Raw genomic sequence first — 25,929 nt, forward strand, 5'->3', positions numbered from 1 at the left:
GTGCAGGATGGACGCATGGTCAGCTCCGCACACCGGGCCCTCGACGGCTTCTCCCCCGCGACCCGCGGCTGGTTCACGGGGGCCTTCTCCGCGCCCACCGCGGCCCAGGCGGGCGCGTGGCGGGCCATCGGCGCGGGTTCGGACGTGCTGGTGGTGGCCCCGACCGGCTCGGGCAAGACGCTGGCCGCGTTCCTCGCCGCCCTGGACCAGCTCGCCTCGACACCGCCCCCGGCCGACCCGAAAAAGCGCTGCCGGGTGCTCTACGTGTCTCCGCTCAAGGCCCTCGCGGTCGACGTCGAGCGCAACCTGCGCAGCCCGCTGACCGGCATCCGCCACGAGTCCGTGCGCCTGGGCCTGCCGGAGCCCGAGGTCAAGGTCGGCATCCGCTCCGGTGACACCCCGGCCGCGGAGCGCCGCGCCCTCTCCACCCGGCCGCCGGACATCCTGATCACCACCCCGGAGTCGCTGTTCCTGATGCTGACGTCGGCCACGCGCGACGCGCTGACGGGCGTGGAGACGGTGATCCTGGACGAGGTGCACGCGGTCGCGGGCACCAAGCGCGGCGCGCATCTCGCGCTCTCCCTGGAGCGTCTGGACGAGCTGCTGCCGAGGCCCGCCCGCCGCATCGGCCTGTCCGCGACCGTCCGCCCGGTCGACGAGGTGGCCCGCTATCTCTCACCCCGGCGCAAGGCGGAGATCGTCCAGCCGGACTCCGGCAAGGAGTTCGACCTCTCCGTCGTGGTCCCCGTGGAGGACCTGGGCGAACTGGGCGGCTCGCCCGTGGCCGACGGGAACGAAGGAGCCGAGCGGCCCTCGATCTGGCCGCACGTCGAGGAGCGGATCGCCGACCTGGTCCAGGCGCACCGCTCCACGATCGTGTTCGCCAACTCCCGTCGTCTGGCTGAGCGGCTGTGCAACCGGCTCAACGAGATCGCGTACGAGCGGGCGACCGGCGAGCCCCTGCCGGAACACCACGCCCCCGCCCAGCTGATGGGGGGCTCCGGAGCCGCCCAGGGAGCGCCCCCGGTCATCGCCCGCGCACACCACGGCTCGGTCTCCAAGGAGCAGCGCGCCCTGGTCGAGGAGGACCTCAAGGCGGGCCGTCTGCCGGCCGTGGTCGCCACCTCCAGTCTCGAACTGGGCATCGACATGGGCGCAGTCGACCTCGTCGTCCAGGTCGAGTCGCCGCCCTCGGTCGCGTCCGGCCTCCAGCGCGTCGGCCGGGCGGGACACCAGGTGGGCGCGGTCTCCACCGGCGTGGTCTTCCCCAAGTACCGGGGCGACCTGGTCCAGGCGGCCGTGGTCACCGAGCGGATGCGGTCGGGCTCCATCGAGTCCCTGAAGGTGCCCGCCAACCCCCTGGACGTGCTCGCCCAGCAGCTGGTCGCCATGACGGCGCTGGACACCTGGCAGTTCGACGACCTGCTCGCCATGGTCCGCCGCGCGGCCCCCTTCGCCTCGCTGCCGGAGTCGGCGTTCACGGCCGTCCTCGACATGCTCGCGGGCCGCTACCCGTCCGACGCGTTCGCGGAGCTGCGCCCGCGTGTGGTGTGGGACCGCGTGGCCGGCACGGTCACCGGCCGCCCCGGCGCGCAGCGCCTCGCGGTCACCTCCGGCGGCACGATCCCCGACCGGGGGCTGTTCGGGGTCTTCCTCGCCGGTTCCGACCCCAAGAAGGGCGGCGGCCGGGTCGGCGAGCTGGACGAGGAGATGGTCTACGAGTCCCGGGTGGGCGATGTGTTCACCCTGGGCACCAGCTCCTGGCGGATCGAGGACATCACCCGTGACCGGGTGCTGGTCTCCCCCGCGCCGGGCGTTCCCGGCAGGCTCCCCTTCTGGAAGGGGGACCAGCTGGGCCGCCCGCTGGAACTGGGGCGCGCGGTGGGCGCGTTCCTGCGCGAGGTCGGCTCCCTGTCCAAGGAGGACGCCCGGCTCCGGTTGCTCGCGGCGGGCCTGGACACGTGGGCCGCGGACAACGTCCTGTCCTACCTGGACGAGCAGCGCGAGGCCTGCGGCCATGTCCCGGACGACCGCACCATCGTCGTGGAGCGCTTCCGCGACGAACTCGGCGACTGGCGGGTCGTCGTCCACTCGCCCTTCGGCGCCCAGGTCCACGCCCCCTGGGCCCTCGCCCTGGGCGCCCGACTCTCCGAGCGGTACGGCATGGACGCGCAGGTGATGCACGCCGACGACGGCATCGTCCTGCGCCTGCCGGACGCCGACCTGATGGGCCTGGACCTGCTGGATCAGGAACCCATGAAGGCGGGCACCGAGTACGACACCGAGCAGGCCCCGGTCGGCGCCGGGGACGTCGCCTTCGACAAGGGCGAGGTCGACCAGGTCGTCACGGACCAGGTGGGCAGCTCGGCGCTGTTCGCCTCCCGGTTCCGTGAGTGCGCCGCCCGCGCCCTGCTGCTGCCGCGCCGCACCCCGGGCAGGCGGACCCCGCTGTGGCAGCAGCGCCAGCGGGCCGCGCAACTGCTGCAGGTGGCGAGCGAGTTCGGCTCTTTCCCGATCGTACTGGAGGCGGTCCGCGAGTGTCTCCAGGACGTCTTCGACGTCCCCGGGCTCGTCGAGCTGATGGGCGACATCGAGTCCCGCAAGGTGCGTCTGGTCGAGGTCACCACCCCCGAACCCTCGCCCTTCGCCCGCTCCCTCCTGTTCGGTTACGTCGCCCAGTTCCTGTACGAGGGCGACTCCCCGCTCGCCGAGCGCCGGGCCGCCGCGCTCTCCCTGGACTCACGGCTGCTGGCCGAGCTGCTGGGCCAGGCGGAGCTGCGCGAGCTGCTCGACGCGGAGGTGCTGGCAGAGCTGGAGCGCGAGCTGCAGTGGCTGACGGAGGACCGCCGGATCAAGGACGTCGAAGGCGTCGCCGACATCCTGCGGCTGCTCGGCCCACTGACCGACGCCGAGCTGGCCGAGCGGGGCGCCGAGCCGGCCTGGGCCCGCGAGCTGGCCGCCGCCCGCAGGGCCATCCGGGTCCGGATCGCAGGCACCGGCCACTGGGCGGCGATCGAGGACGCGGGCCGACTGCGCGACGCGCTCGGTACGGCGCTTCCGGTCGGTGTCCCCGAGGCCTTCACGGAACCGGTCAAGGACCCGCTCGGTGACCTCCTCGCCCGCCACGCCCGCACCCACGGCCCGTTCACCTCGGCCACGGCGGCGGCCCGGTTCGGCCTGGGCGTGGCCGTCACCGAGGGTGCCCTCCAGCGGCTCGCCGCGAGCGGCCGTGTCGTCCAGGGCGAGTTCCATCCGGCGGGCATCGGCCAGGAGTGGTGCGACACGGCCGTGCTGCGCCGGCTGCGCCGCCGCTCGCTGGCTGCCCTGCGGCACGAGCTGGAGCCCGTGCCGCCGGCCGCGCTGGCCCAGTTCCTGCCGCAGTGGCAGCACCTCGGCAAGGGCCACGGCCTGCGCGGCGTCGACGGGCTGGTGCGTGCCGTGGAGCAGCTGCAGGGCGCGTCCGTGCCCGCCTCGGCCCTGGAGAAGCTGATCCTCCCGTCGCGCGTGGCGAACTACTCCCCGTCGATGCTCGACGAACTCACCGCCGCCGGTGAGGTCGTGTGGGCCGGCGCGGGCGCCCTGCCCGGCAAGGACGGCTGGGTCTCCCTCCAGCTGGCGGACGCGGCCCCCCTGCTGCTGCCGCCGCCCCACCCCCTGGAGCTGACGGCGCTTCACCAGTCCGTCCTCGACGCCCTCTCCGGCGGCTACGGCCTGTTCTTCCGCCAGATCGCCAACCAGGTCCGCGCCACCACGCACCCCGACGCCACCGACCCCCAACTGGCCGACGCCGTCTGGGATCTGACCTGGTCCGGGCGGCTCACCAACGACACCCTCGCGCCGCTGCGCTCGGTCCTGGGCTCGGGCCGTACCGCCGGCTCCACGGCCCACCGGGCCAAGCGCACCGTCCCGCGCGGCCGCTACGGCTCCCTGACGGCCGCCGCCCGCCCCGCCTCCCGCGGCGGCCCGCCGACCGTCGCCGGCCGTTGGTCGCTGCTGCCCCCGCGCGACCCGGACCCCACCGTGCGCGCTCACGCGCTGGCCCGCACGCTCCTGGACCGGCACGGAGTGGTCACCCGGGGAGCGGTCGCCGCGGAGGGCGTCGAGGGCGGCTTCTCGGCGGTGTACCGCATCCTGTCCGCCTTCGAGGAGAGCGGACAGGCCAGGCGCGGCTATGTGGTCGAGGGCCTCGGCGCCGCCCAGTTCGCGATGGACGGCGCGGTCGACCGCCTGCGCGCGGTGTCCACCGCCCGTGACCGCGGGGAGGGTCTGCCCGGCCCCGGGTCCGCCGACGGCGCCCGGGGTTTCGCGGCCGACGGCTCCAGCCGGTTCACCCCGCCTGAGCGCGGCCACGCGGCACCCGACCGCTTCGACTGGGCCGACGGCACGGAAGGAGCCGACGGAGAACACGACTTCGCCGCCCTCGACGGCGACTTCACCTGGCCGCAGGACCACCGTCCCGCACCGGGCGACTACGTCTCGCCGCGTGACATCGCCCCCACCGACCCCTTCGCCTCCCCCGGCTACGGCGGCCCGCGCGGCGGCCCCGCGCCGTACGGGTTCTCGGGCTTCGGCGAGCACCGTGACCGCCCCCGCACCCCCGACCCGGGAGCCGTGGTCCTCGCGGCGGCCGATCCCGCGAACGCCTATGGAGCGGCCCTCGGCTGGCCCGAGCCGCCCACCGGCGCCGGGCACAAGCCGGGCCGCAAGGCGGGCTCGCTGGTCGTGCTGGTCGAGGGCGAACTGACCCTCTACATGGAGCGCGGCGGCAAGACCCTGCTCGCCTGGCCCTCGGCCCCGGACCTCGCGGCCACCGACGACCCCCGCCTGCGTACGGCCGCCGACGCCCTCGCCGCGGCGGCCCGGGCGGGCACCCTCGGCACGGTCACGGTGGAGCGCGTCAACGGCGCCGCCGCACTGACCTCCCCCCTGGGCACCCTCCTGGAGGGAGCGGGCTTCATAGCGACCCCGCGCGGGCTGCGCCTGCGGGCCTGAGAGAGCGCGGCCGACCCCGGTCCGCTCCTCCGTGTCACCCTTGACCCATGCCCGAGGGTGACACGGTCTGGCAGGCCGCGAGCCGGCTGCACGACGCGCTCGCGGGCAAGGTGCTGACCCGAAGCGACTTCCGGGTCCCCAAGTACGCCACGGTCGACCTCACCGGCCGCACCGTCCTCGACACGGCTGCCCGCGGCAAACACCTGCTCACCCGCTTCGACGGCGGCCTGACCCTGCACACGCATCTGCGCATGGAGGGATCCTGGAAGGTCTACGGCACCGGCGAACGCTGGAAGGGCGGCCCGTCCCACCAGATCCGGGCCGTTCTCGGGACCGCGGACCGCACGGCGGTCGGCTACCGCCTCCAGGTCCTGGAGTTCCTGCGCACCACCGAGGAGGAGCGCGCGGTCGGGCATCTGGGGCCCGACCTGCTCGGGCCGGACTGGGACGCCGACCGGGCCCTGGCGAACCTGCTCACGGACCCCGCCCGCCCGCTCGGCGAGGCCCTGCTCGACCAGCGCAACCTCGCCGGCATCGGCAATGTGTACAAGTCCGAGATGTGCTTCCTGCTGGGCGTCACCCCCTGGCTCCCCGTCGGCGTCCTTCCCGCCGACCGGGCCGCCCGACTGCCCACGCTCGCCAAGCGGCTCCTGGAGACCAACCGCGACCGCCCGGTCCGCCGGACCACCGGCCTGCGCGGACAGGACCTGTTCGTCTACGGCCGCGCGCCCCGCCCCTGCCTGCGCTGCGGCACCTCGATCCGGGTGGCCGACCAGGGCGACGGCTCACGCGAGCGCCCCACGTACTGGTGCCCCACCTGTCAGACCGGCCCCTCCCCCACCCGGGGCACACCGCGCACGCACCGGACCCGCCACAACCGCTACACCGGTCCCCGCACATCCGATTGACGGACCGTCAGAAACGCTCGTACCGTCGCCTTATGGCCCTCAAGGCGTACGACCTCACCGGACGCACCGCATTCGTCACCGGCGCCGCCAGTGGCATCGGCCGGGCCAGCGCGGTCCTGCTCGCCGAGGCGGGCGCGACGGTGCACTGCGCCGACCGGGACGAGGACGGCCTGCACGGCACGGCGACCCTGATCAAGGACCGCGGCGGCACCGCCCACACCCACCCCCTCGACGTCACCGACCGGGAACGGCTCGGCCAGGCCGTCCGGTCCTGCGAGCGCCTGGACGTGATGGCGGCGATCGCCGGGATCATGCACACCAGCCCGGTACTGGAGACCTGCGACGAGGACCTCGACCGCGTTCTGAACGTCAACTTCAAGGGCGTGCTCTACGCCTGCCAGGAGGCCGCCCGGCTGATGCTCGCCCACCGCACCCCGGGCAGCATCGTCACCATGGCCTCGGGCGCCGTCGACACCGGCGGACCCGGACTCCTGTGCTACGGCGCGGCGAAGGCCGCCGTCGTCCAGCTGACGAAGACCCTCGCGAACGAGGTGGGCCGGCACGGCATCCGGGTCAACGCCGTGGCACCCGGCTGGATCCGCACCCCCATGACCGACCGCCACGACCGCGAGGCGCAGCAGCACACGGAGGCCCGGATGGCCCGGATGTCACCGCTGGGCCGGGTCGGCGATCCGGACGACATCGCGCACGCCGTACTGCACCTGGCATCCGACGCGTCGGCGTTCACGACGGGCCAGATCCTGCGTCCGAACGGGGGCGTGGCGATGCCCTGGTAGCGCCCCCCGCCCACCAGGCCGCCCGCCACCGCCGCGCCCCCACCGCCCCCGCCTCGGGCACACAGTGCACCGGCAGCAGGCTCAGCCCCCACCCGCCTGCCGCGACGGCGCCTTCGAGCACCCCGGCCCCCTCCCCGAAGGCGATCCGCAGCACGGCCCACCACCACACCGCACCGAGCCCGAGAACGGCCCCCCAGCGCACTGCCCGCCCCACCATGGGCCGCCACCTCCAGCCGGACGCTAGACCGCCGTCTGACCCGCCGGGAAGGCGCACCGGGGGCTCACGGACGCATCCCCGCACACCGCCCGTGCCTCAGGGTCACGCGTTCTCCGCCTGGAACATCCAGTGATGCTTCTCGAGATCGGCGGTGATCCCGATGAGGAGGTCCTGGGTCACCTGATCCGCCGCCTCGGTCGACGCCACCCGCTGCCGCATCCGCGTGATCACCGCGCCCAGGGCGTCCACGAGGGCCCGCACCCCGTCCGCGTCCTTGATCCAGCCCGAGGGGGTAGCGCCGATGCCGGTTCCGGAGGCGACCGTCGCCGCCCGGCCGTCCGGCGGGACACCGAGCGCCGAGGCCCGTTCCGCGACGGTGTCCGAGTGGGTGCGCGCGGAGGCGACGACCTCGTCGAGCTGCAGATGAACGGAACGGAAGCGGGGGCCGACCACGTTCCAGTGGACCTGCTTGGCGACCAGGGAGAGGTCGATCAGGTCGACGAGCGCGCCCTGCAGCGCCTCGGCGACGGTCTTGAGGTCCGGGTCGGACAACGGGCTCTTGACGACGTACATGCGTCACTCTCCGGTCATTCGCCCCCGCCGCGTCCCTCAACGATGACCGCAGCACCCCCGGCCGGCAAACGGACGAAGGCCGCGTCCCGGCCGCACCGCGGCGCACGAAAGCCCCGCCCGCACCTCTCCGGGTTCTCCCGGAGAAGCCCCGGCCGGGGCCTCACACGTGTTGCGTCGGCTCGCAGCACCGCACATGACCCGCGTGAGCGGATCGATGCGAACGTCAGGCGGCGACCACGTCGACCGCCTCGGCGGGCGCCTTGATGGTCACCCGTTCCGGTGGCACGCCCGCCACCGACACGGAACCCAGCATCGGGCGAACCGGCGTGGGTACGCGCTCGGTGGCCGCAGCAGACTGGGCCAGCTCGGCGAGTGCGAGTTCGTCGCTCACTTCCCGCATGAGCTCGGACATCCGTACGTCCAGCGCGTCGCAGATGGCGGAGAGCAGCTCGGAGGAAGCCTCCTTCTGCCCCCGCTCCACCTCGGAGAGATAGCCGAGTGAGACTCGGGCGGACGAGGAGACTTCGCGCAGAGTACGGCCCTGGCGTTGGCGCTGCCGACGCAGCACGTCACCCAGCAGGCGACGGAGCAGAATCATCGGTGGCTCCCTCCTCGGACCGCGTAGCCGCATCCTTCACGCCCCACCGTACCGCCTTGCGCCGCGGCCGTGCGGGGAGCGATGTCGTGTTCACTCAGGGCTGCAAACATCAAAACCCCCCGTTCCGTTCCGTATCCTGTGCCCGCTCATTCCCGGTCTGTTCGCCCGCAAGCTCCTTCAGAAGCAGTGCGAGTACGCTCCGTACACTCTCCATACGAATTTCCGCACGGTCGCCGTTCAACCGCAGGGCCCCCACTTTTCCGCCGGCGGCAGAACCGGAACCGGCGTCACAGGGCCCCTCGACGGCGACGAAGACCGTCCCGACGGGCTGCCCGTCCTGTGGTTCGGGACCGGCCACTCCGGTCGTCGCGATGCCCCAGTCGGCTCCCAGAGCCTTCCGCGCTCCGGCCGCCATCTGGGCCGCCACCTGCGGATCCACCGCTCCGCGCTGGGCCAGCAAGGTGGCGTCGACACCCAGCAGCCGGTGTTTCAACTCGGTGGCGTAGGCGGTGACCGAACCCCGGAAGACCTTGGACGCCCCGGGGACCGAGGTGATCTCCGCCGCTACCAGGCCACCGGTGAGCGACTCGGCGACGGCGAGCGTCTCACCCCTCACCGTGAGTAGTCGCACCAGTTCGGTGGCCGAGGAACTCACGCTTCCGTCTCCTCCAACGCCGCCGCGCGCTCGGCGATTCCCTGCCTGCGCAGCACAATGGCCTGTCTCACATAGTCGAGACCGGTCACGACGGTCAGCACCACCGCCGCCGCCATCACCCAGAACCTCAGCGTGGCCAGCCACCCCGTCAGTGCCAGTACGTACATCCCGACGGCCACGCCCTGGGTGAGGGTCTTGAGCTTGCCGCCCCGGCTGGCCGGGATCACGCCGTAGCGAATGACGAGAAAACGCAGCAGTGTGATGCCGAGTTCCCGGCCGAGGATCACGGCCGTCACCCACCAGGGCAGATCGCCCAGGGAGGACAGGCAGATCAGCGCCGCGCCCATGATCGCCTTGTCGGCGATGGGGTCGGCGATCTTCCCGAAGTCGGTGACCAGGTTGTAGGTGCGCGCCAGATGCCCGTCGAACAGGTCGGTGATCATGGCCACGGCGAAGGCCGCCCAGGCCAGCGACCGCCAGGCCGGGTCGTATCCGCCGTTGGTCAGCATCAGTGCCACGAAAGCGGGGACGAGCAGCAGCCTGAGCATGGTCAGCAGATTGGCGACGTTCCACACGCTGGCCTGGTTGACGGCAGCGGCCGCCAGCTTTCCGCCCCGGGCCTGCCTGGCATCGCCGTGGCCGACGCCGCCGGAGCCCGCGGGAGAGGAACCGGGCCCGGAACCAGCCGCCGTGCCGGAAGCACCGGCGGAGCCGCCCGGGGCGCCCTGCGCGCCGGAGGAGCCGCCCGCGGCGGAAGCCGGGACTCCGGTCATCTGCCCGCCTCCTCACTACACCCGAGCGAGCCCGTCAGCGGCTCGGCCACCAGATCGACACCTTCGGTCCCGACCACCTTTGCCTCGACCATACGACCGACGCTCAGACCTTCGCCGCTCGTGAGCAGCACCTGGCCGTCCGTCTCCGGGGCCTGGTGGGCCGCCCGTCCGTACACGCCCTCCTCCTCGTCGACGGACTCGACGAGGACGTGCACGCTCTGGCCGACGCGCTCCTCGGCCCGCTGCGAGACGAGTTCCTCCGCGAGGCGGGAGATGTGGGCGAGCCGTTCGGCGACGACGTCCTCGTCCAGCTTGTGGTCGTACGTCGCCGCCTCCGTGCCCTCCTCGTCGGAGTAGCCGAAGACACCGATGGCGTCCAAACGCGCACCGGTCAGGAAGCGCTCCAGCTCGGCCAGGTCGGCCTCGGACTCGCCGGGGAAGCCGACGATGAAGTTCGAGCGCACCCCCGCCTCGGGGGCCTTGCTCCGGATGGTGTCGAGCAGTTCCAGGAAGCGGTCGGTGTCGCCGAAGCGGCGCATCGCGCGCAGCACGTCGGGAGCGGAGTGCTGGAAGGACAGGTCGAAGTACGGGGCGACCTTGGGAGTGGAGGTCAGTACGTCGATCAGGCCGGGGCGCATCTCGGCGGGCTGGAGGTAGCTCACGCGCACCCGCTCCAGGCCGTCGACCTCGGCCAGCTCGGGCAGCAGGGACTCCAGCAGGCGGATGTCGCCCAGGTCCTTGCCGTAGGAGGTGTTGTTCTCGGAGACCAGCATGATCTCCTTGACGCCCTGCTCGGCCAGCCAGCGGGTCTCGTTCAGCACGTCGCTCGGGCGGCGCGAGATGAAGGAGCCGCGGAAGGACGGGATGGCGCAGAAGGAGCAGCGCCGGTCGCAGCCGGAGGCCAGCTTGACCGAGGCGACCGGGGCGCCGTCCAGGCGGCGGCGCAGGGGCGCCCGGGGGCCTGAGGCCGGAGCGACGCCGTCCGGAAGGTCCGCGGGTCCGTGTCCGGGCAGCGAGATCTCGGCCGCCGACCCCTGGCGCTCGGCCGGACTGATCGGCAGCAGCTTGCGCCGGTCGCGCGGGGTGTGGGCGGCGTGGATGCCGCCGTTCAGAATGGTCTGCAGACGGTCGGAGATGTTGGCGTAGTCGTCGAAGCCGAGCACGCCGTCGGCCTCGGGGAGGGCCTCGGCCAGTTCCTTGCCGTACCGCTCGGCCATGCAACCCACCGCCACGACAGCCTGGGTTCTGCCGTGCCCCTTGAGGTCGTTGGCCTCCAGGAGGGCGTCGACGGAGTCCTTCTTGGCGGCCTCGACGAAGCCACAGGTGTTGACCACGGCGACATCCGCGTGCGCGGCGTCCTCGACGAGGTCCCAGCCGTCCGCCTCCAAACGGCCTGCGAGCTCCTCCGAGTCCACCTCGTTACGGGCGCAGCCAAGGGTGACGAGTGCGACGGTACGGCGTTCAGGCATGGGCTCAAGACTACTTCGTCCCACTGACACCCCACGTCGACGGGGTTGGCCGATCTTGGCCAACCCCGTTCGTGCGCGTCCCTGGGGCCTCTCAGCCGACCTCGGGGTCGCCCTTGGTGTAGGTCAGCCGCTCCACGGCGCCGGGCTGGAAGTCGTTCTGGATCTTCTTGCCGTTGACGTACAGCTCGATGGCCCCGGCGTCGCCGAGGATGAGGTTGATCTTCGAGCTGTCCTGGAAGGTCTTGGACTCGCCCTTCTTGAGCAGCCCGTCGAACAGCATGCGCCCGTTGTGGTCCTTCGCCGAGATCCAGCTGCGACCGTTGGGAGCGCTGACCTGGACGGTGACCTTGTCCTGGGGCGCGGCCGCGATGGCGCTGTCGGACGGCTCGGCCGAGGGTGCGGGCTTGTCCTTCTTGGGCGTGGGCGAGGCGGCCTTGCTGGTGGAGGGCGTGACGCCCTCGGCGATCTGCGACTTGGCGTCGCTCCCGCTGTCGCCGCCCCTGAAGGCGGTGAACCCGACGAAGCCGACCACGGCGACGATCGCGGCGACCATGGCCGCGGTCCAGTTCGGTCCCCGCCGCTCGGGGCGGATCCGTTCCGCCTCGAACAGGGGCGCGGCCGGCGTCGGGGCCGGGCGTCCACCGTGCTCGTCCTCGTACCGCGCGATCAGCGGGGCGGGATCGAGGTGGACGGCCCTGGCCAGGGTCCGGATGTGCCCACGGGCGTAGACGTCACCGCCGCAGGGGGCGAAGTCGTCGGCTTCGATGGCGTGCACGATGGCGATACGGACACGAGTGGCGCTGCTGACATCGTCGACGGTGAGCCCGGCCGCGATGCGCGCCTGCTTGAGGGCGCGCCCCACGGAAGTGCCGGCTTCCTCGGACACGTCGGGGAAGGGACGCTCGTCTTCAGGGGAGTTGCCGATGGACACGGGGGCGCCTTTCGAGCGTTTGAGCCACCTGTGCTGGACGTTCAGTCTAGGTCGGGTGCGAAAGGGTGGGGCAACCGGGCGGTGATATTTGTACGCCATAGGAATGGCCGGTCATCCCAACGGCGGGACCGACGTGCACCACCCCGAAACGGGGCCCGTACCTGTCCTTCCGCTCAACTTGACGTACGGCAAAGGGAAACGGTTGCCCGCCGCTCTCTAACGGGTGGATCACGGTGGTGCGGCCACCCGGTGTAAGCCCGACACGCCGGGCGGCGTCGCGTCCCTACCCCTCAGACTCCCCGCGAATCACCGCGAGCACGCCGTCCAGGTCGTCGGGTTTCACAAGAACGTCACGTGCCTTCGACCCCTCGCTGGGCCCGACGATGTTCCGGGACTCCATCAGGTCCATCAGCCGGCCCGCCTTGGCGAAGCCGACGCGCAGCTTGCGCTGGAGCATGGACGTCGACCCGAACTGCGTGGAGACGACCAGTTCGGCCGCCTGGCACAGCAGGTCGAGGTCGTCACCGATGTCCTCGTCGATCTCCTTCTTCTGCTTGGTGCCCACGGTGACGTCGTCCCGGAAGACCGGCGCCATCTGGTCCTTGCAGTGCTGGACGATCACCGCGACCTCGGCCTCGGTCACGAACGCGCCCTGCATTCGGGTCGGCTTGCTGGCGCCCATCGGCAGGAACAGCCCGTCGCCCTTGCCGATCAGCTTCTCGGCGCCGGGCTGGTCGAGGATGACCCGCGAGTCGGCGAGCGAGGAGGTGGCGAACGCGAGCCGGGAGGGCACGTTGGCCTTGATGAGACCGGTGACCACGTCGACCGACGGGCGCTGGGTGGCGAGCACCAGATGGATGCCGGCCGCGCGCGCGAGCTGCGTGATGCGCACGATCGCGTCCTCGACGTCGCGCGGGGCGACCATCATCAGGTCGGCCAGCTCGTCGACGATCACCAGCAGGTACGGATACGGCTGGAGTTCCCGCTCGCTGCCGTCCGGCGGCTTGGCCTTGCCCTCGCGCACGGCGCGGTTGAAGTCGTCGATGTGCCGGTAGCCGTAGGCCGCCAGGTCGTCGTAGCGCAGGTCCATCTCGCGTACGACCCACTGCAGGGCCTCCGCGGCCCGCTTGGGGTTGGTGATGATCGGCGTGATCAGGTGCGGGATGCCCTCGTAGGCGGTCAGCTCGACCCGCTTGGGGTCGACCAGGATCATCCGGACGTCCTCGGGGGTCGCCCGCATCATGACCGAGGTGATCAGGCAGTTGATGCAGGACGACTTGCCGGAACCGGTGGCACCGGCGACCAGCATGTGCGGCATCTTGGCCAGCGAGTGCATGACGTAGCCGCCCTCGACGTCCTTGCCGAAGGCGACCAGCATCGGATCGTCGTCCTCCGCGGACTCCGCGAGGCGCAGCACGTCGCCGAGGTTGACCATCTCCCGGTCGGTGTTGGGGATCTCGATGCCGACGGCCGACTTGCCCGGGATCGGGCTGATGATCCGCACGTCGGGGCTGGCGACGGCGTACGCGATGTTCTTGGTGAGGGCGGTGATCCGCTCGACCTTCACGGCGGGGCCCAGCTCGACCTCGTAGCGTGTGACCGTCGGTCCGCGGGTGAAGCCGGTGACGGCCGCGTCGACCTTGAACTCGGTGAAGACGGTGGTGAGCGAGGCGACCACCGCGTCGTTGGCGGCGCTGCGCGCCTTGCCGGGGCCCCCGCGGGTGAGGAGGTCGAGGGACGGCAGCGCGTAGGTGATGTCGCCGGAGAGCTGCAGCTGTTCGGCGCGCGCCGGCAGCTCGCGGGGCTCGTCGGGGGCCGACTTGGTGAGGTCGGGGACCGGTCCGGCGGTGAGCTTCTCCTGCTTGGGGCGCCCGGCGGGGGCCGGGACGGGCGAGGAGGCGGGCGCGGGGGTGGGGGTCGGCGTGGTGTCCTCGCGGTCGCCGACGCTGACGCCCTGCGTGAGGTCGGCGACCAGCGGGGAGGGCGGCATGCCGTGCAGCACTGCGCCGTCGAGCGCGGCGGCCGCGGCCGCGGCGACGTCCACGGCGTCCATCCGACGGTGCATGTCCGGCTGCGGCACGGCGGAGCGCCTGGGCCGGCCCCGGCGCTGGGCGAGGGCCTCGTCCTCGGCGCTCTCGGGGTCGTACGCCTGAGGGGCGCTCCGGCGCCTGCGGGGGCGCGCGGGCAGCGCCTCGCGCCACTGCTCCTCGTAGCGCTCGTCGTCCTCGGTGAACGGGTCCTCGTCGTCGTAGTCGTGCAGCACGCCCAGCCGCACGCCGAGCGCCCGCAGCCGTTGCGGGATGGCGTTCACGGGGGTGGCGGTGACGACGAGCAGTCCGAAGACGGTGAGCAGCACCAGCAGCGGTACGGCGAGCACATCGGTCATGGAGTACGTCAGCGGGGTGGCCACGGCCCAGCCGATCAGACCGCCGGCGTCCCTTATGGCCTGCATGCCGGCGCCGCGGGCGGGCGAGCCGCAGGCGATGTGGACCTGGCCGAGCACGCCGATGACGAGAGCGGACAGGCCGATCACGATCCGCCCGTTGGCCTCCGGCTGCTCCGGATGCCGGATGAACCGTACGGCGATCACCGCGAGCAGTATGGGCACCAGCAGATCGAGCCGGCCGAAGGCACCGGTGACCAGGATCTCCACCAGGTTGCCCACGGGACCGCGCAGGTCGGCCCAGGTGCCGGCGGCGACGATCAGCGCGATGCCGAACAGCAGCAGCGCGATGCCGTCCTTGCGGTGTGCCGGGTCGAGGTTCTTGGCGCCCTGCCCTATGCCCCGGAAGACGGCGCCGACGGCATGGGCGAGACCCAGCCACAGGGCGCGCACCAGCCGGTAGACGCCACCGGTGGGACTGGGCGCCGGCCTCGGCGGCGGCACCGCCTTCTTGGCCGCGGCTTTCCGGGCGGGCGCCTTCTTCGCCGGCGCCTTCTTCGCGGCGGCCTTCCTCGCCGGAGCCTTCGCCGGAGCGGCCGCCTTCTTGGCGGGCTGCTTCTTGGCTGCGGAGGGACGTGAGGCCATGAGTGTGAGGTTACCGGGGGAGACGCCGGGCGACACGTGTGCCCGCTGCTTCACCCGTTCGTGTCGCCCTTGCCGGGGCGCGGAACTGACGCGCGCTCATGGGCAACCGCGTCCGCCGCTGCCGTCAGTTCTGCGTGGGGACCGACGCGGCGGCCCCACCCGTGCCCGGTTCCAGCGCGTCGAGCGCGCGGCGCAACCCCGTGAGTTTGCGTTCGAGATGGGCCGCAGTGGCGACCGCGGCGGCATCCGCCGACTCGTCGTCCAACTGCTTCGACAGCGCCTCGGCCTGCTCCTCCACGGCCGCGAGCCGCGCGGACAGTTCGGCGAGCAGACCCGCCGCCTCCTTGCCGGCGCCGACACCGCCCTTGCCGCCACCGCCCTCCAACTGCAGCCGCAGCAGCGCCGCCTGCTCCCGCAGCTGGCAGTTCTTCATGTACAGCTCGACGAAAACCGAGACCTTCGCGCGCAGCACCCAGGGGTCGAACGGCTTGGAGATGTAGTCGACCGCGCCCGCCGCATAGCCCCGGAAGGTGTGGTGCGGGCCATGGTTGATGGCCGTGAGGAAGATGATCGGGATGTCCCGGGTCCGTTCTCGCCGCTTGATGTGCGCGGCGGTCTCGAAACCGTCCATGCCCGGCATCTGGACGTCCAGCAGAATGACCGCGAAGTCGTCCGTGAGCAGTGCTTTGAGCGCTTCCTCCCCGGACGATGCCCGAACCAGCGTCTGATCGAGCGCAGAGAGGATGGCCTCCAGCGCCAGCAGATTCTCCGGCCGGTCATCGACCAGGAGGATCTTGGCCTTCTGCACCATGGCCCGCCCTCCTCGCCCCGGCGGTACACCGGGCGCCGCCCCAGGGGACGACTCCCTTTCGCCGCCCGTCCTTGTGCCGGTCATGGTAGCCGCACCCCGCCTGTCGACACACCCTGTCACCGCGATGTCACTGTGCACGTAGCAGAAACGCAGCGCGAGACCAGAAGGTTCCCCGAATCCCGTACTTCTACACGGCCCCGGCCACCCTCAGTCAGCAACTCCGGGCGTCCGCCGAAGGTTCCCGCACCGTTCACACCGGACCCGTTCGCCGCCGTCACTCCCCGAGCATCCACTGTCGCATCACCGTCAGCAGATGATCGGGGTCGACCGGCTTCGTCACATAGTCGGACGCGCCGGACTCGATCGCCTTCTCCCGGTCGCCCTTCATCGCCTTCGCGGTCAGCGCGATGATCGGCAGCCCCGCGAACTGCGGCATCCGACGGATCGCCGAGGTCGTGGCATACCCGTCCATCTCGGGCATCATGATGTCCATCAGAACGACCGCCACGTCGTCGTGCTGCTCCAGGACCTCGATGCCCTCCCGGCCGTTCTCGGCGTACAGCACGGACAGGCCGTGCTGCTCCAGCACGCTGGTCAGCGCGAACACGTTGCGGATGTCGTCGTCGACGATCAGCACCTTCTCACCGCCGAACCGCACCCCGCGCTGCGACTGGGCCGCCTGGTCCTGCCCGCCGAGCATCCACTGCTCGGGCCGCTGCTCGGCCGCCGGAACACCCCGGCGGCGGCGCCTGAAGAGCGCGGCGGGGCCGTTCTGCGTCTCCTGGTACGACTTCACCTCGGCCGGCGTCTCGATCTCCACACCGGCCAGCTCCGAGGACACACGGAACTCGGAGGCGACCAGTTCCACCGCCTCCAGGGCGGGCACGGACTGCTGGTAGCCCTGCGGCGGGAGTTCGCTGGGGTGCAGCGGCAAATACAGTGTGAACGTCGAGCCGCGCCCCGGTTCGCTCTGCGCGTGGATCTCACCGCCGAGCAGCTGGGCGATCTCCCGGGAGATCGACAGCCCCAGTCCCGTACCGCCGTACTTGCGGCTAGTGGTGCCGTCGGCCTGCTTGAACGCCTCGAAGATCACCCGCATCTTGCTCGCCGCGATCCCGATACCGGTGTCGGTCACCGAGAACGCGATCAGCGGCGCGTCCGCCTGGGTCAGCGACCCGGTCTCCAGCAGCTGCTCCCTGATGCCCACCGGGACATCGGCACTGGCGGGCCGGATCACCAGCTCCACCGACCCCGAGTCCGTGAACTTCACCGCGTTTGACAGCAGGTTGCGCAGCACCTGCAGAAGGCGCTGCTCATCCGTGTGCAGCGTGGCGGGCAGCTCCGGGGAGACCCGTACGGACAGGTCCAGGCCCTTCTCCGCGGTCAGCGGCCGGAAGGTCGCCTCCACGTAGTCCACCAGCTGAACCAGGGCGATGCGCGTCGGGGAGACGTCCATCTTGCCCGCCTCGACCTTCGACAGGTCGAGGATGTCGTTGATCAGCTGCAGCAGGTCGGAACCGGCGCCGTGGATGGTCTCGGCGAACTCGACCTGCTTCGGCGAGAGGTTGCCCTCGGCGTTGTCGGCGAGCAGTTTGGCCAGGATCAGCAGCGAGTTGAGCGGGGTGCGCAGCTCGTGCGACATGTTGGCCAGGAACTCGCTCTTGTAGCGCATGGAGACGGCCAGTTGCTCGGCGCGCTCCTCCAGGACCTGCCGCGCCTCCTCGATCTCGGTGTTCTTCACCTCGATGTCGCGGTTCTGCTGGGCCAGCAGCTCGGCCTTCTCCTCCAGCTCGGCGTTGGACGCCTGCAGCGCCTTCTGCCGGTTCTCCAGCTCGGCCGACCGCTCGCGCAGTTGCTCGGTCAGCTCCTGCGACTGCTTCAGCAGCACCTCCGTCTTGGTGTTGACGGAGATGGTGTTGACGCTGGTCGCGATCATCTCGGCGATCTGGTTCAGGAAGTCCTTCTGGATCTGCGTGAACGGCGTGAACGACGCCAGCTCGATCACACCGAGCACCGTGCCCTCGAACAACACCGGCAGCACGATCACCTGCGCGGGCGGAGCCTCACCGAGCCCCGAGGAGATCTTCAGGTAGCCGCTGGGCGCGTTCTCCACCAGGATCGTGCGCTTCTCCTGGGCAGCCGTCCCGATCAGCGCCTCACCCGGCCGGAACGACGTCGGCATGGAGCCCATCGAGTAGCCGTACGAACCGAGCATCCGCAGCTCGTACGCCTCCTCGTTCTCGGCGCTCAGATCCTTGCCGTCGTCGACCAGCGGCATCGTCAGGAAGAACGCGCCGTGCTGCGCGGAGACCACCGGGGTCAGCTCGCTCATGATCAGCGAGGCCACGTCCTCCAGGTCGCGCCGGCCCTGCATCAGCGCGGAGATCCGGGCGAGGTTGCCCTTGAGCCAGTCCTGCTCCTTGTTGGCGATCGTGGTGTCACGCAGGTTGGCGATCATCTTGTTGATGTAGTCCTGCAGCTCCTGGATCTCACCGGACGCGTCCACGTCGATCTTCAGGTTGAGGTCGCCGCGGGTCACCGCGGTCGCCACGCGCGCGATGGCGCGCACCTGCCGGGTCAGGTTCCCGGCCATCTCGTTCACCGACTCGGTCAGGTCCCGCCAGGTGCCGTCCACGTCACGCACGCGTGCCTGGCCGCCGAGCTGGCCCTCCGTGCCCACCTCCCGGGCCACCCGGGTGACCTCCTCGGCGAAACTGGACAGCTGATCGACCATCGTGTTGATCGTCGTCTTCAGCTCCAGGATCTCACCGCGGGCGTCGATGTCGATCTTCTTCGTCAGGTCACCCTTGGCGATGGCCGTGGTCACCATGGCGATGTTGCGCACCTGGCCGGTCAGGTTGGACGCCATCTGGTTCACCGACTCGGTGAGGTCCTTCCACGTACCGGCCACACCCGGAACGTGCGCCTGACCGCCCAGGATGCCGTCCGTGCCCACCTCACGGGCCACCTTCGTGACCTGGTCGGCGAACGAACTCAGCGTCTTGACCATCGTGTTGATGGTGTCCGCGAGCTGCGCGACCTCACCGCGCGCCTCGATCGTCACCTGCCGCGTCAGGTCGCCGTTGGCCACCGCCGCCGACACCTGGGAGATGTTGCGCACCTGCATGGTCAGGTTGTTGGCCATCAGGTTGACGTTGTTGCTGAGGTCCTTCCAGATGCCCGTGACACCCGGCACATGCGCCTGACCGCCCAGGATGCCCTCGGTACCCACCTCACGGGCCACCCGGGTCACCTGCTCGGCGAAACTGGACAGCTGGTCGACCATGGTGTTGACCGTCGTGACCAGCTCAAGGATCTCACCCTTGGCGTCAACGGTGATCTTCTTCGACAGGTCGCCCTTGGCGACCGCGGTCGTGACCTCGGCGATGTTGCGCACCTGGATGGTCAGGTTGTTCGCCATGAAGTTCACGGACTGCGTGAGGTCCTTCCAGGTGCCCGCGACCCCCTGCACCTCGGCCTGACCGCCCAGGATGCCCTCGGTACCCACCTCGCGGGCCACCCGCGTGACCTCCTGGGCGAACGACGACAGCTGGTCCACCATCGTGTTCAGCGTGTTCTTCAGCTCCAGGATCTCGCCGCGCGCGTCCACCGTGATCTTCTGCGACAGGTCACCCCGGGCCACCGCGGTCGCCACCTGGGCGATGTTGCGCACCTGGGCCGTGAGGTTGCCGGCCATGCCGTTCACGGAGTCCGTCAGGTCCCGCCACACACCGGCCACACCGGGCACCTGCGCCTGACCGCCCAGCCGGCCGTCCGTACCCACCTCACGGGCCACCTTGGTGACCTGGTCGGCGAAGGCGGAGAGCTGGTCGACCATCGTGTTGATGGTGTTCTTCAGCTCCAGGATCTCGCCGCGCGCGTCCACGTCGATCTTCTGCGACAGGTCACCGTTGGCGACGGCCGTGGTGACCTGGGAGATCCCGCGCACCTGGGCCGTCAGGTTGCCGGCCATCGTGTTGACGGAATCCGTCAGCTCCTTCCAGGTGCCCGAGACCCCGTCCACCCGGGCCTGACCGCCCAGCCGGCCCTCCGTGCCCACGTCACGGGCCATCCGGGTCACCTGGTCGGCGAAGCTCGACAGCTGGTCCACCATCGTGTTCACGGTGTTCTTCAGCTGGAGCATCTCGCCGGAGACGTCGACGGTGACCTTCTGGGAGAGGTCGCCGTTGGCCACCGCCGTGGTCACCTGGGCGATGTTGCGCACCTGCCCGGTGAGGTTGCGGAACGCCGTGTTGACGGAGTCCGTCAGGTCCTTCCACGTACCCGCCGCACCCGGCACCTGCGCCTGGCCGCCCAGCTCACCCTCGACGCCGATCTCCCGCGCCACCCGCGTGACCTCGGCACCGAACGAGGACAGTTGATCGACCATCCCGTTGACGGTGTTCTTCAGTTCCAGCATCTCCCCGGCCACGTCGACGGTGACCTTCTGCGACAGGTCACCGCTGGCCACGGCGGTCGTCACGGCGGCGATGTCCCGCACCTGCGTGGTGAGGTTCCGGAAGACCGTGTTGACGGAGTCCGTCAGGTCCTTCCAGGTGCCCGCGGCACCCGGCACGTTCGCCTGCCCGCCGAGCCGCCCCTCCCCGCCGACCTCGTTGGCCACGCGGGTCACCTCGTCCGCGAAGATCCGCAGCGTCTCGGTCATCTGGTTGATCGTCTCGGCGAGCTGCGCGACCTCCCCACGCGCCGGCACGGTCACCTTCTGCGACAGGTCACCGTTGGCGACGGCCGTGGTGACCTGGGAGATCCCGCGCACCTGGGCCGTCAGGTTGCCGGCCATCGTGTTGACGGAGTCGGTCAGCTCCTTCCACACTCCGGCCACGCCCGGCACCTGCGCCTGACCGCCGAGAATGCCCTCGGTGCCCACCTCCCGGGCCACCCTGGTCACCTCGGAGGAGAAGGACGACAGCTGGTCCACCATGCCGTTGACGGTGTTCTTCAGCTCCAGCATCTCGCCGGCCACGTGCACGGTGACCTTCCGCGACAGATCACCGCGGGCGACCGCCGTGGTCACCAGCGCGATGTCCCGCACCTGAGCGGTCAGCCGGTTCGCCATCGTGTTGACGGACTCCGTCAGGTCCTTCCACGAACCGGACATACCGCGCACCCGGGCCTGGCCGCCCAGCTTGCCCTCGGTGCCCACCTCACTGGCCACCCGGGTGACCTCGTCGGTGAACGTCGACAACTGGTCGACCAGGTTGTTGACGGTACGGCCGACCTTCAGGAACTCGCCCCGCAGCGGATGCCCGGTCCCGTCCGGCGCCTGTGTCCGCAGCTCCATGCGCGGCGACAGGTCGCCCTCGGCCACCCCCGTCAGCACCCGGCTGACCTCGGAGACGGGCCGTACGAGATCGTCCACGAGGGCGTTGGAGGCGTCGATGGCGGCCGCCCAGGAACCCTCGCAGGCACCCGTCTCCAGCCGTTCCGTGAGTTTTCCCTCACGTCCCACCATCCGCCGCACCCTCGACAGCTCACCCGTCAGATGGAGATTGCGGTCGGCCACCTCGTTGAAGACCGCCGCGATCTCCGACATCACGCCGTCCCCGGACACCGTGAGCCGCTTGCGGAAATTCCCGTCGCGCATGGCCACGAGCGCGGCCAGCAGCCGGTCCATGGCCGCGGTGTCCACAGACGTGGTCCCGCCGCGCCGCCTGCCGTGGGACGGTCCGTCCTTCGCGCGCGTCTTCGTGCCCCGCGTCGCTGCGCCAGACTCCACTGTGTCCCTCCCGCAGGGGTCGACCATTGCTGCCGTGCTCAGGTACTGCCACTCGGCATACCGGATACTCCGCCGTACCGGTTACTACTGCGTATTTCTGCCAGATCGGATCCGGCCGCACCAGGGGCTGCTGCCCGCCGTACACGGAATGCACGCAGCCTGATCCGACCTTCACCAGAAGCTTGCCCAGTGTTTCACCCTGTCCGAACCAGGCCATAACAGTTCGGCAGCTTCGCACATCGTCCGCACACCCTGGGGGCGTAAACACCATCGACCGGCATCCGCACGGACCGCGAAGGTAAGTAACCTTGCATGCGGCTGTCCAGCCGCGCCGGTCCCGTCCGGCCTGGGCGGTGGCACGAGAACGAGCGGGCATCGGAGGGCGGCCGCAGACCATGACCACCGGACTGATCCCCGGGGGGCACACCCCGGAGCCACGGCCGACGGGCGAGCTGATGCCGCAGCAGCGGCGCGAGCCGGCCGGCCCTCCAGACCTGCACGTCGACAACCGGCCGAGGAGTTCTGTGATCACCGCGCGCGCGGCTGCCAGCTTCGAGCCCGTGGGGCGATCGGTCGCGACCGCCCGCTCCTTCGTCCGCGACACGCTCCAGGGCTGGGGCTTCGCCGACATCGTCGACGACGCCGTGGTCCTGACCAGCGAGCTGGTGACGAACGCCGTGGTGCACGCGGGCACGCACGCCGAGGTCCTCTGTCTGCGCGCCGAGGACGGCGTACGCATCGAGGTGGCCGACCGCTATCCGGAGCGCGAGGTCCCGCTCCAGGGTTCGGTCGCCACCATGGGCAGCCCGGACCGCGAGGGCGGCCGGGGCCTCCAGCTGTGCGCGGCCCTGGCCACCCGCTGGGGCGTGGACTACACACCCACGCACAAGAACGTCTGGTTCCAGCTGGACCTGCCCGAACGCCCGGTCGGTACCCGTACGGCCGGCCCGTCGCTCCCCGCCGACCTGCTGCCGCTGGCCGACGGCCGGGTCCGGGTGGCGGTCGTCCAGATCGACCGCAAGGGCCACATCTCGGCGTGGAACGAGGACGCGGAGGAACTCTTCGGCTACACCGCCGGCCAGGTCACCGGCAGGCCCCTCAACGACCTCGCGGCCTGGCCGCACACCCCGGGCACCAGCACCGGCATCGCCGAGGCGCTCCAGCTCTCCCGCTGGGAGGGCAGTTACGGGATCCGCGGCGCCGACGGCCGGGTGATCTCGGTGTACGCCTCCCATCTGAGAGTCCGGGACACCGGAGGCGAGCCGTCCACGGTCTGTCTGCTGGTCCGCGACCACGAGCGCGCCGTCCTGCAGACCCCGCCCCGCGTGCCCTCCGCGGACGGGTCCCAGGCAGGCGACGGCCAGAGCACGGACCCTTTCGAGGTGTTCATCGGCTCCCCCGCCCCGGACGACCTGGACGGCCTGCTGCAGCGCACGGTGGAGCGCGCCCGGGACATGCTCGACGCCGACTCCGCGTTCCTGCTGCTGGCCACCGACGACGAGACCGAACTGGAGGTCCGCGCCTCCACCGGCCTGCCGTCGGCCCGCCAGCGCTTCGCCCGGGTCCCCGTGGAGGGCGGCCCCGGCCGCTACGGCTCGGCCCGCATGCCGGCCGTCCACGACGATCTCAGCGCCGTTCCCGGGGCCGTCCCGCTCCTGGCCGGCACGGGCATGCGTTCGGTCGTCACGGTCCCGCTGAAGGTCGAGGGCCGTCTCACCGGCTCCCTCGGTGTCGCGGCCGAGGCGCCCGGCCGGTACTCCAACGAGGAGGCGCTGCGGCTGCAGTTCGCCGCCGACCGGATCGCGCTGGCCGTCGAGTCGGCCCGCCTGGGAGAGCTGGAGCGGCTGCGGCGCGGCTCGCTGAGTTTCCTCGTCGAGGCCTCGGACCTGCTGGCCGGCACCCTGGACCGCGACCAGACGCTGGCGCTGATGGCCCAGATGACGGTTCCGACGCTGGCCACCTGGTGCGCCGTGTACACGATCGCCGACCAGGCCTCGGAGCCGTTCCTCTCCTATGTCCTGCACGAGGACGAGGAACTCATCGACGGCATCAAGTCGTTGCTTTCGAAGATCGCTCCGCCCGACCCGGTACCGACGCCGGGCGCCCGGGTCTGGACGGCTCCCGGCGAGGTCGCCCACCGGGCCGCCCTGCGCAGCTCCATGCGCAGTCTCGGGCTGACCGGTGGCCCCACCCACCAGTTCGCCTCGGGTATCGGCCCGACGCTGGCCACGGCCTCGGCGGTCGGCGGCGAGACGGTGGTCCTGCCGCTCGTCGCCCGTAACCGTGTCATCGGCATGCTCACGCTCGGCAAGCCGACCGATGAACACTTCCGTCAGGAAATCCTGGAGCTGGCCGAGGACTTGTCCCGCCGGGCCGCCCTGGCCCTGGACAACGCCCGGCTGTACTCGGAGCGCACCGCCATCAGCCAGTCCCTGCAGCGCAGCCTCCTGCCGCCCGGCCTGCCTTCCATCGACGGTGTGGAGGTGGAGGTCATCTACCGCGCGGCCGGTGAGGGCAACGAGGTCGGCGGCGACTTCTACGACGTCTTCCCGATCAGTGACGGCGCGTACGGCTTCGCCATCGGCGATGTCTGCGGTACCGGCCCGAACGCGGCGGCGGTCACGGGCCTGGCCCGGCACGCGCTGCGCCTGCTGGCCCGGGAGGGGCTGAGCGGCCCGGCGGTCCTCGAGCGCCTGAACTCGGCGATCCTGGACGAGGGCGCCCGCAGCCGCTTCCTGACGCTGTTGTACGGCGAGTTGCGGTCCCAGGAGGACGGCAGCGCCCAACTGAAGGTGGTCTGTGCCGGTCATCCGCTGCCGCTGCGTCTGCGTCAGGACGGCACGGTGGAGGCGGCGGCCGAACCTCAGCCGCTGCTCGGCGTCATCGAGGACCTGGAGTTGTACGAGGAGACGGTCACCCTCGACCCGGGAGATGTCCTGCTGTGCGTGACCGACGGCGTCACGGAGCGCCGGGAGGGGACGCGCATGCTGGGCGACGACGGCCTGGCCGATGTCCTCACGACCTGCACGGGCCTGACGGCGGGGGCGGTCGCGGCGCGCATCATGCGCGCGGTGGAGCGCTTCGCGTCGGACGCCCCGTCGGACGACATGGCGATTCTGGCGATGCGGATCCCTGGTCCGGACAGGGACTGAGGCCCCCGCGCACGAAAAAGCCCCGCCCGAAGGGGCGGGGCTTTTATGCTGGAGCCCCCAAACGGAATCGAACCGTTGACCTTCTCCTTACCATGGAGACGCTCTGCCGACTGAGCTATAGGGGCCTGTCGCTTTCGAGGTTTCCCTCGCGGCAACGGAATAGATCGTACCTCGAACAGGCTCGAGTTCCCAAACTCGTTGGCGGCTCGCTCAGAAGGCGGGCTGGAGCAGTCCGCCGAGGGTGTTGCAGGCGGACACGATCCGCTGCATCTCCCGCTTGGTCAATGCGGCGTCCACGGGTAGTGCGAGTGTTTCGTCGGCGGCCCGCTCGGTCTCCGGCAGGGCCACGCAGCGCCGGAATTCCGGGAGCCGGTGCACGGGCGTCTTCACCGGTACGCGGCAGTCGACTCCCTTGGCGCGCAGGGCTCGGGCGAAGGCGTCCCGGTCGGGCCGGCCGTTGCCCGGCACCCGTACGACGTACTGCTGGTAGGTGTGTCCGTCGCCGCCCTCGGGGGTGCGTACGCCCCTGAGCTTGGTGTCGAGGTAGGCGGCCCGCTCCCTGCGTTGCGCGACCTCGTCGTACGGCGCTTCGGATTCGCCCTGCTCCAGGACCAGCAGTCCGTGCCGCTGCCCGATCTCGTGCAGGGCGGCGATGCCGGCCCGACGCCCGAAGCGGTGGACGACGACTATGGCCGCGGTGCGCGGAGTTATGACCGTTTCCACGGCGGACGCGTCGAGGCAGTAGGTCATGGGGTCTATGTCGGCGAACGTCGGGAGCGCACCGGCCAGGGTGACGGCCTCGGCCACTTCGACGTTTCCGAAGGCCGGCACGACGACCTCGTCACCGACTCCGACGCCGGCGGCCCTGAGCATTGCAGCAGTACCCATGTGAGGGATGCTGGGCGGGCAGAGTGAACGTCAAGTTACGCATACCAAAAAAGGGTTGGACCTTGAACCGAAGTTCAGGGTCCAACCCTTTTCAAAAATTGTTCGGCGGTGTCCTACTCTCCCACAGGGTCCCCCCTGCAGTACCATCGGCGCTGTGAGGCTTAGCTTCCGGGTTCGGAATGTAACCGGGCGTTTCCCTCACGCTATGACCACCGAAACACTATGAAACTGACAACCGGACCACGTTGTGGCAACGTGGGGCTGTTCGTGGTTTCAGAACCAACACAGTGGACGCGAGCAACTGAGGACAAGCCCTCGGCCTATTAGTACCGGTCACCTCCACACGTTACCGTGCTTCCAGATCCGGCCTATCAACCCAGTCGTCTACTGGGAGCCTTAC

General features: G+C 70.9%; 14 protein-coding genes, 1 tRNA gene and 2 rRNA genes. 4 read left to right on the forward strand and 13 right to left on the reverse strand.

The annotated features are described in order from the left end of the window. The first annotated feature begins 15 nt into the window (after window positions 1-15). The 3 genes from ACFYMM_RS16055 to ACFYMM_RS16065 are packed head-to-tail and all read left to right on the forward strand — an operon-like array spanning window position 16 to window position 6,697. Entirely contained in the window at window positions 16-4,992 is a 4,977-nt protein-coding gene (locus tag ACFYMM_RS16055; protein ID WP_388386671.1) for an ATP-dependent helicase, read from the forward strand. Between the two features lie 47 nt (window positions 4,993-5,039). Beyond that, window positions 5,040-5,900: an Fpg/Nei family DNA glycosylase gene (locus tag ACFYMM_RS16060; protein ID WP_388386674.1), complete on the forward strand. Its 861-nt coding sequence runs from the start codon at window positions 5,040-5,042 to the stop codon at window positions 5,898-5,900. A gap of 32 nt (window positions 5,901-5,932) precedes the next feature. Then, complete coding sequence (locus ACFYMM_RS16065) at window positions 5,933-6,697, forward strand: SDR family NAD(P)-dependent oxidoreductase (RefSeq protein ID WP_388386676.1); 765 nt, start codon at window positions 5,933-5,935, stop codon at window positions 6,695-6,697. A 319-nt stretch (window positions 6,698-7,016) separates the two neighbouring features. Here the strand turns inward: ACFYMM_RS16065 and ACFYMM_RS16070 are convergent, their stop codons facing one another. From ACFYMM_RS16070 to ACFYMM_RS16110, 9 genes are all read right to left on the reverse strand, one after another. Continuing rightward, window positions 7,017-7,487, reverse strand: a complete 471-nt coding sequence (locus ACFYMM_RS16070) for a Dps family protein (protein ID WP_388386678.1) — start codon at window positions 7,485-7,487, stop codon at window positions 7,017-7,019. 223 nt (window positions 7,488-7,710) lie between these two features. Further along, window positions 7,711-8,085 carry a helix-turn-helix domain-containing protein gene (locus tag ACFYMM_RS16075; RefSeq protein ID WP_388386680.1) on the reverse strand — a complete coding sequence of 125 codons (375 nt, stop codon included), beginning with the start codon at window positions 8,083-8,085 and terminating at the stop codon, window positions 7,711-7,713. Window positions 8,086-8,194: 109 nt separating this feature from the next. Further along, on the reverse strand, window positions 8,195-8,740 hold the full coding sequence (locus ACFYMM_RS16080) for a CinA family protein (protein WP_388386682.1): 546 nt from the start codon (window positions 8,738-8,740) through the stop codon (window positions 8,195-8,197). Beyond that, window positions 8,737-9,513, reverse strand: a complete 777-nt coding sequence (pgsA, locus tag ACFYMM_RS16085; RefSeq protein WP_388386684.1) for a CDP-diacylglycerol--glycerol-3-phosphate 3-phosphatidyltransferase — start codon at window positions 9,511-9,513, stop codon at window positions 8,737-8,739. The genes ACFYMM_RS16080 and pgsA overlap by 4 nt, the downstream gene beginning before the upstream one ends. Beyond that, window positions 9,510-10,982 (reverse strand): 30S ribosomal protein S12 methylthiotransferase RimO, encoded by a 1,473-nt coding sequence (gene rimO / locus ACFYMM_RS16090; protein ID WP_388386686.1) that lies wholly within the window; start codon window positions 10,980-10,982, stop codon window positions 9,510-9,512. Before rimO ends, pgsA begins: the two co-directional genes overlap by 4 nt. 91 nt (window positions 10,983-11,073) lie before the next feature. Further along, complete coding sequence (locus ACFYMM_RS16095; RefSeq protein ID WP_388386688.1) at window positions 11,074-11,913, reverse strand: helix-turn-helix domain-containing protein; 840 nt, start codon at window positions 11,911-11,913, stop codon at window positions 11,074-11,076. Window positions 11,914-12,196: 283 nt separating this feature from the next. Next, window positions 12,197-14,941 carry a DNA translocase FtsK gene (locus ACFYMM_RS16100; RefSeq protein WP_388386690.1) on the reverse strand — a complete coding sequence of 915 codons (2,745 nt, stop codon included), beginning with the start codon at window positions 14,939-14,941 and terminating at the stop codon, window positions 12,197-12,199. 124 nt (window positions 14,942-15,065) lie between these two features. Then, window positions 15,066-15,752 (reverse strand): two-component system response regulator, encoded by a 687-nt coding sequence (locus ACFYMM_RS16105; protein ID WP_388386692.1) that lies wholly within the window; start codon window positions 15,750-15,752, stop codon window positions 15,066-15,068. Window positions 15,753-16,026: 274 nt separating this feature from the next. After that, entirely contained in the window at window positions 16,027-21,489 is a 5,463-nt protein-coding gene (locus ACFYMM_RS16110; RefSeq protein WP_388386694.1) for a HAMP domain-containing protein, read from the reverse strand. A gap of 395 nt (window positions 21,490-21,884) precedes the next feature. Between ACFYMM_RS16110 and ACFYMM_RS16115 the strand changes: the two genes are divergently transcribed. Then, on the forward strand, window positions 21,885-24,641 hold the full coding sequence (locus tag ACFYMM_RS16115) for a SpoIIE family protein phosphatase (protein WP_388386697.1): 2,757 nt from the start codon (window positions 21,885-21,887) through the stop codon (window positions 24,639-24,641). Window positions 24,642-24,690: 49 nt separating this feature from the next. Here the strand turns inward: ACFYMM_RS16115 and ACFYMM_RS16120 are convergent. The 4 genes from ACFYMM_RS16120 to ACFYMM_RS16135 form a co-directional block, all read right to left on the reverse strand. Beyond that, window positions 24,691-24,766 (reverse strand) — tRNA-Thr (locus ACFYMM_RS16120). 85 nt (window positions 24,767-24,851) lie between these two features. After that, window positions 24,852-25,514 (reverse strand): DegT/DnrJ/EryC1/StrS family aminotransferase, encoded by a 663-nt coding sequence (locus tag ACFYMM_RS16125; RefSeq protein ID WP_388386717.1) that lies wholly within the window; start codon window positions 25,512-25,514, stop codon window positions 24,852-24,854. A 115-nt stretch (window positions 25,515-25,629) separates the two neighbouring features. Continuing rightward, a 5S ribosomal RNA gene (rrf, locus tag ACFYMM_RS16130) occupies window positions 25,630-25,746 on the reverse strand. 86 nt (window positions 25,747-25,832) lie between these two features. After that, window positions 25,833-25,929 (reverse strand): 23S ribosomal RNA (locus ACFYMM_RS16135); the annotation flags it as partial.

Source organism: Streptomyces sp. NPDC006739, from assembly GCF_042869815.1.
Classification (GTDB): domain Bacteria; phylum Actinomycetota; class Actinomycetes; order Streptomycetales; family Streptomycetaceae; genus Streptomyces.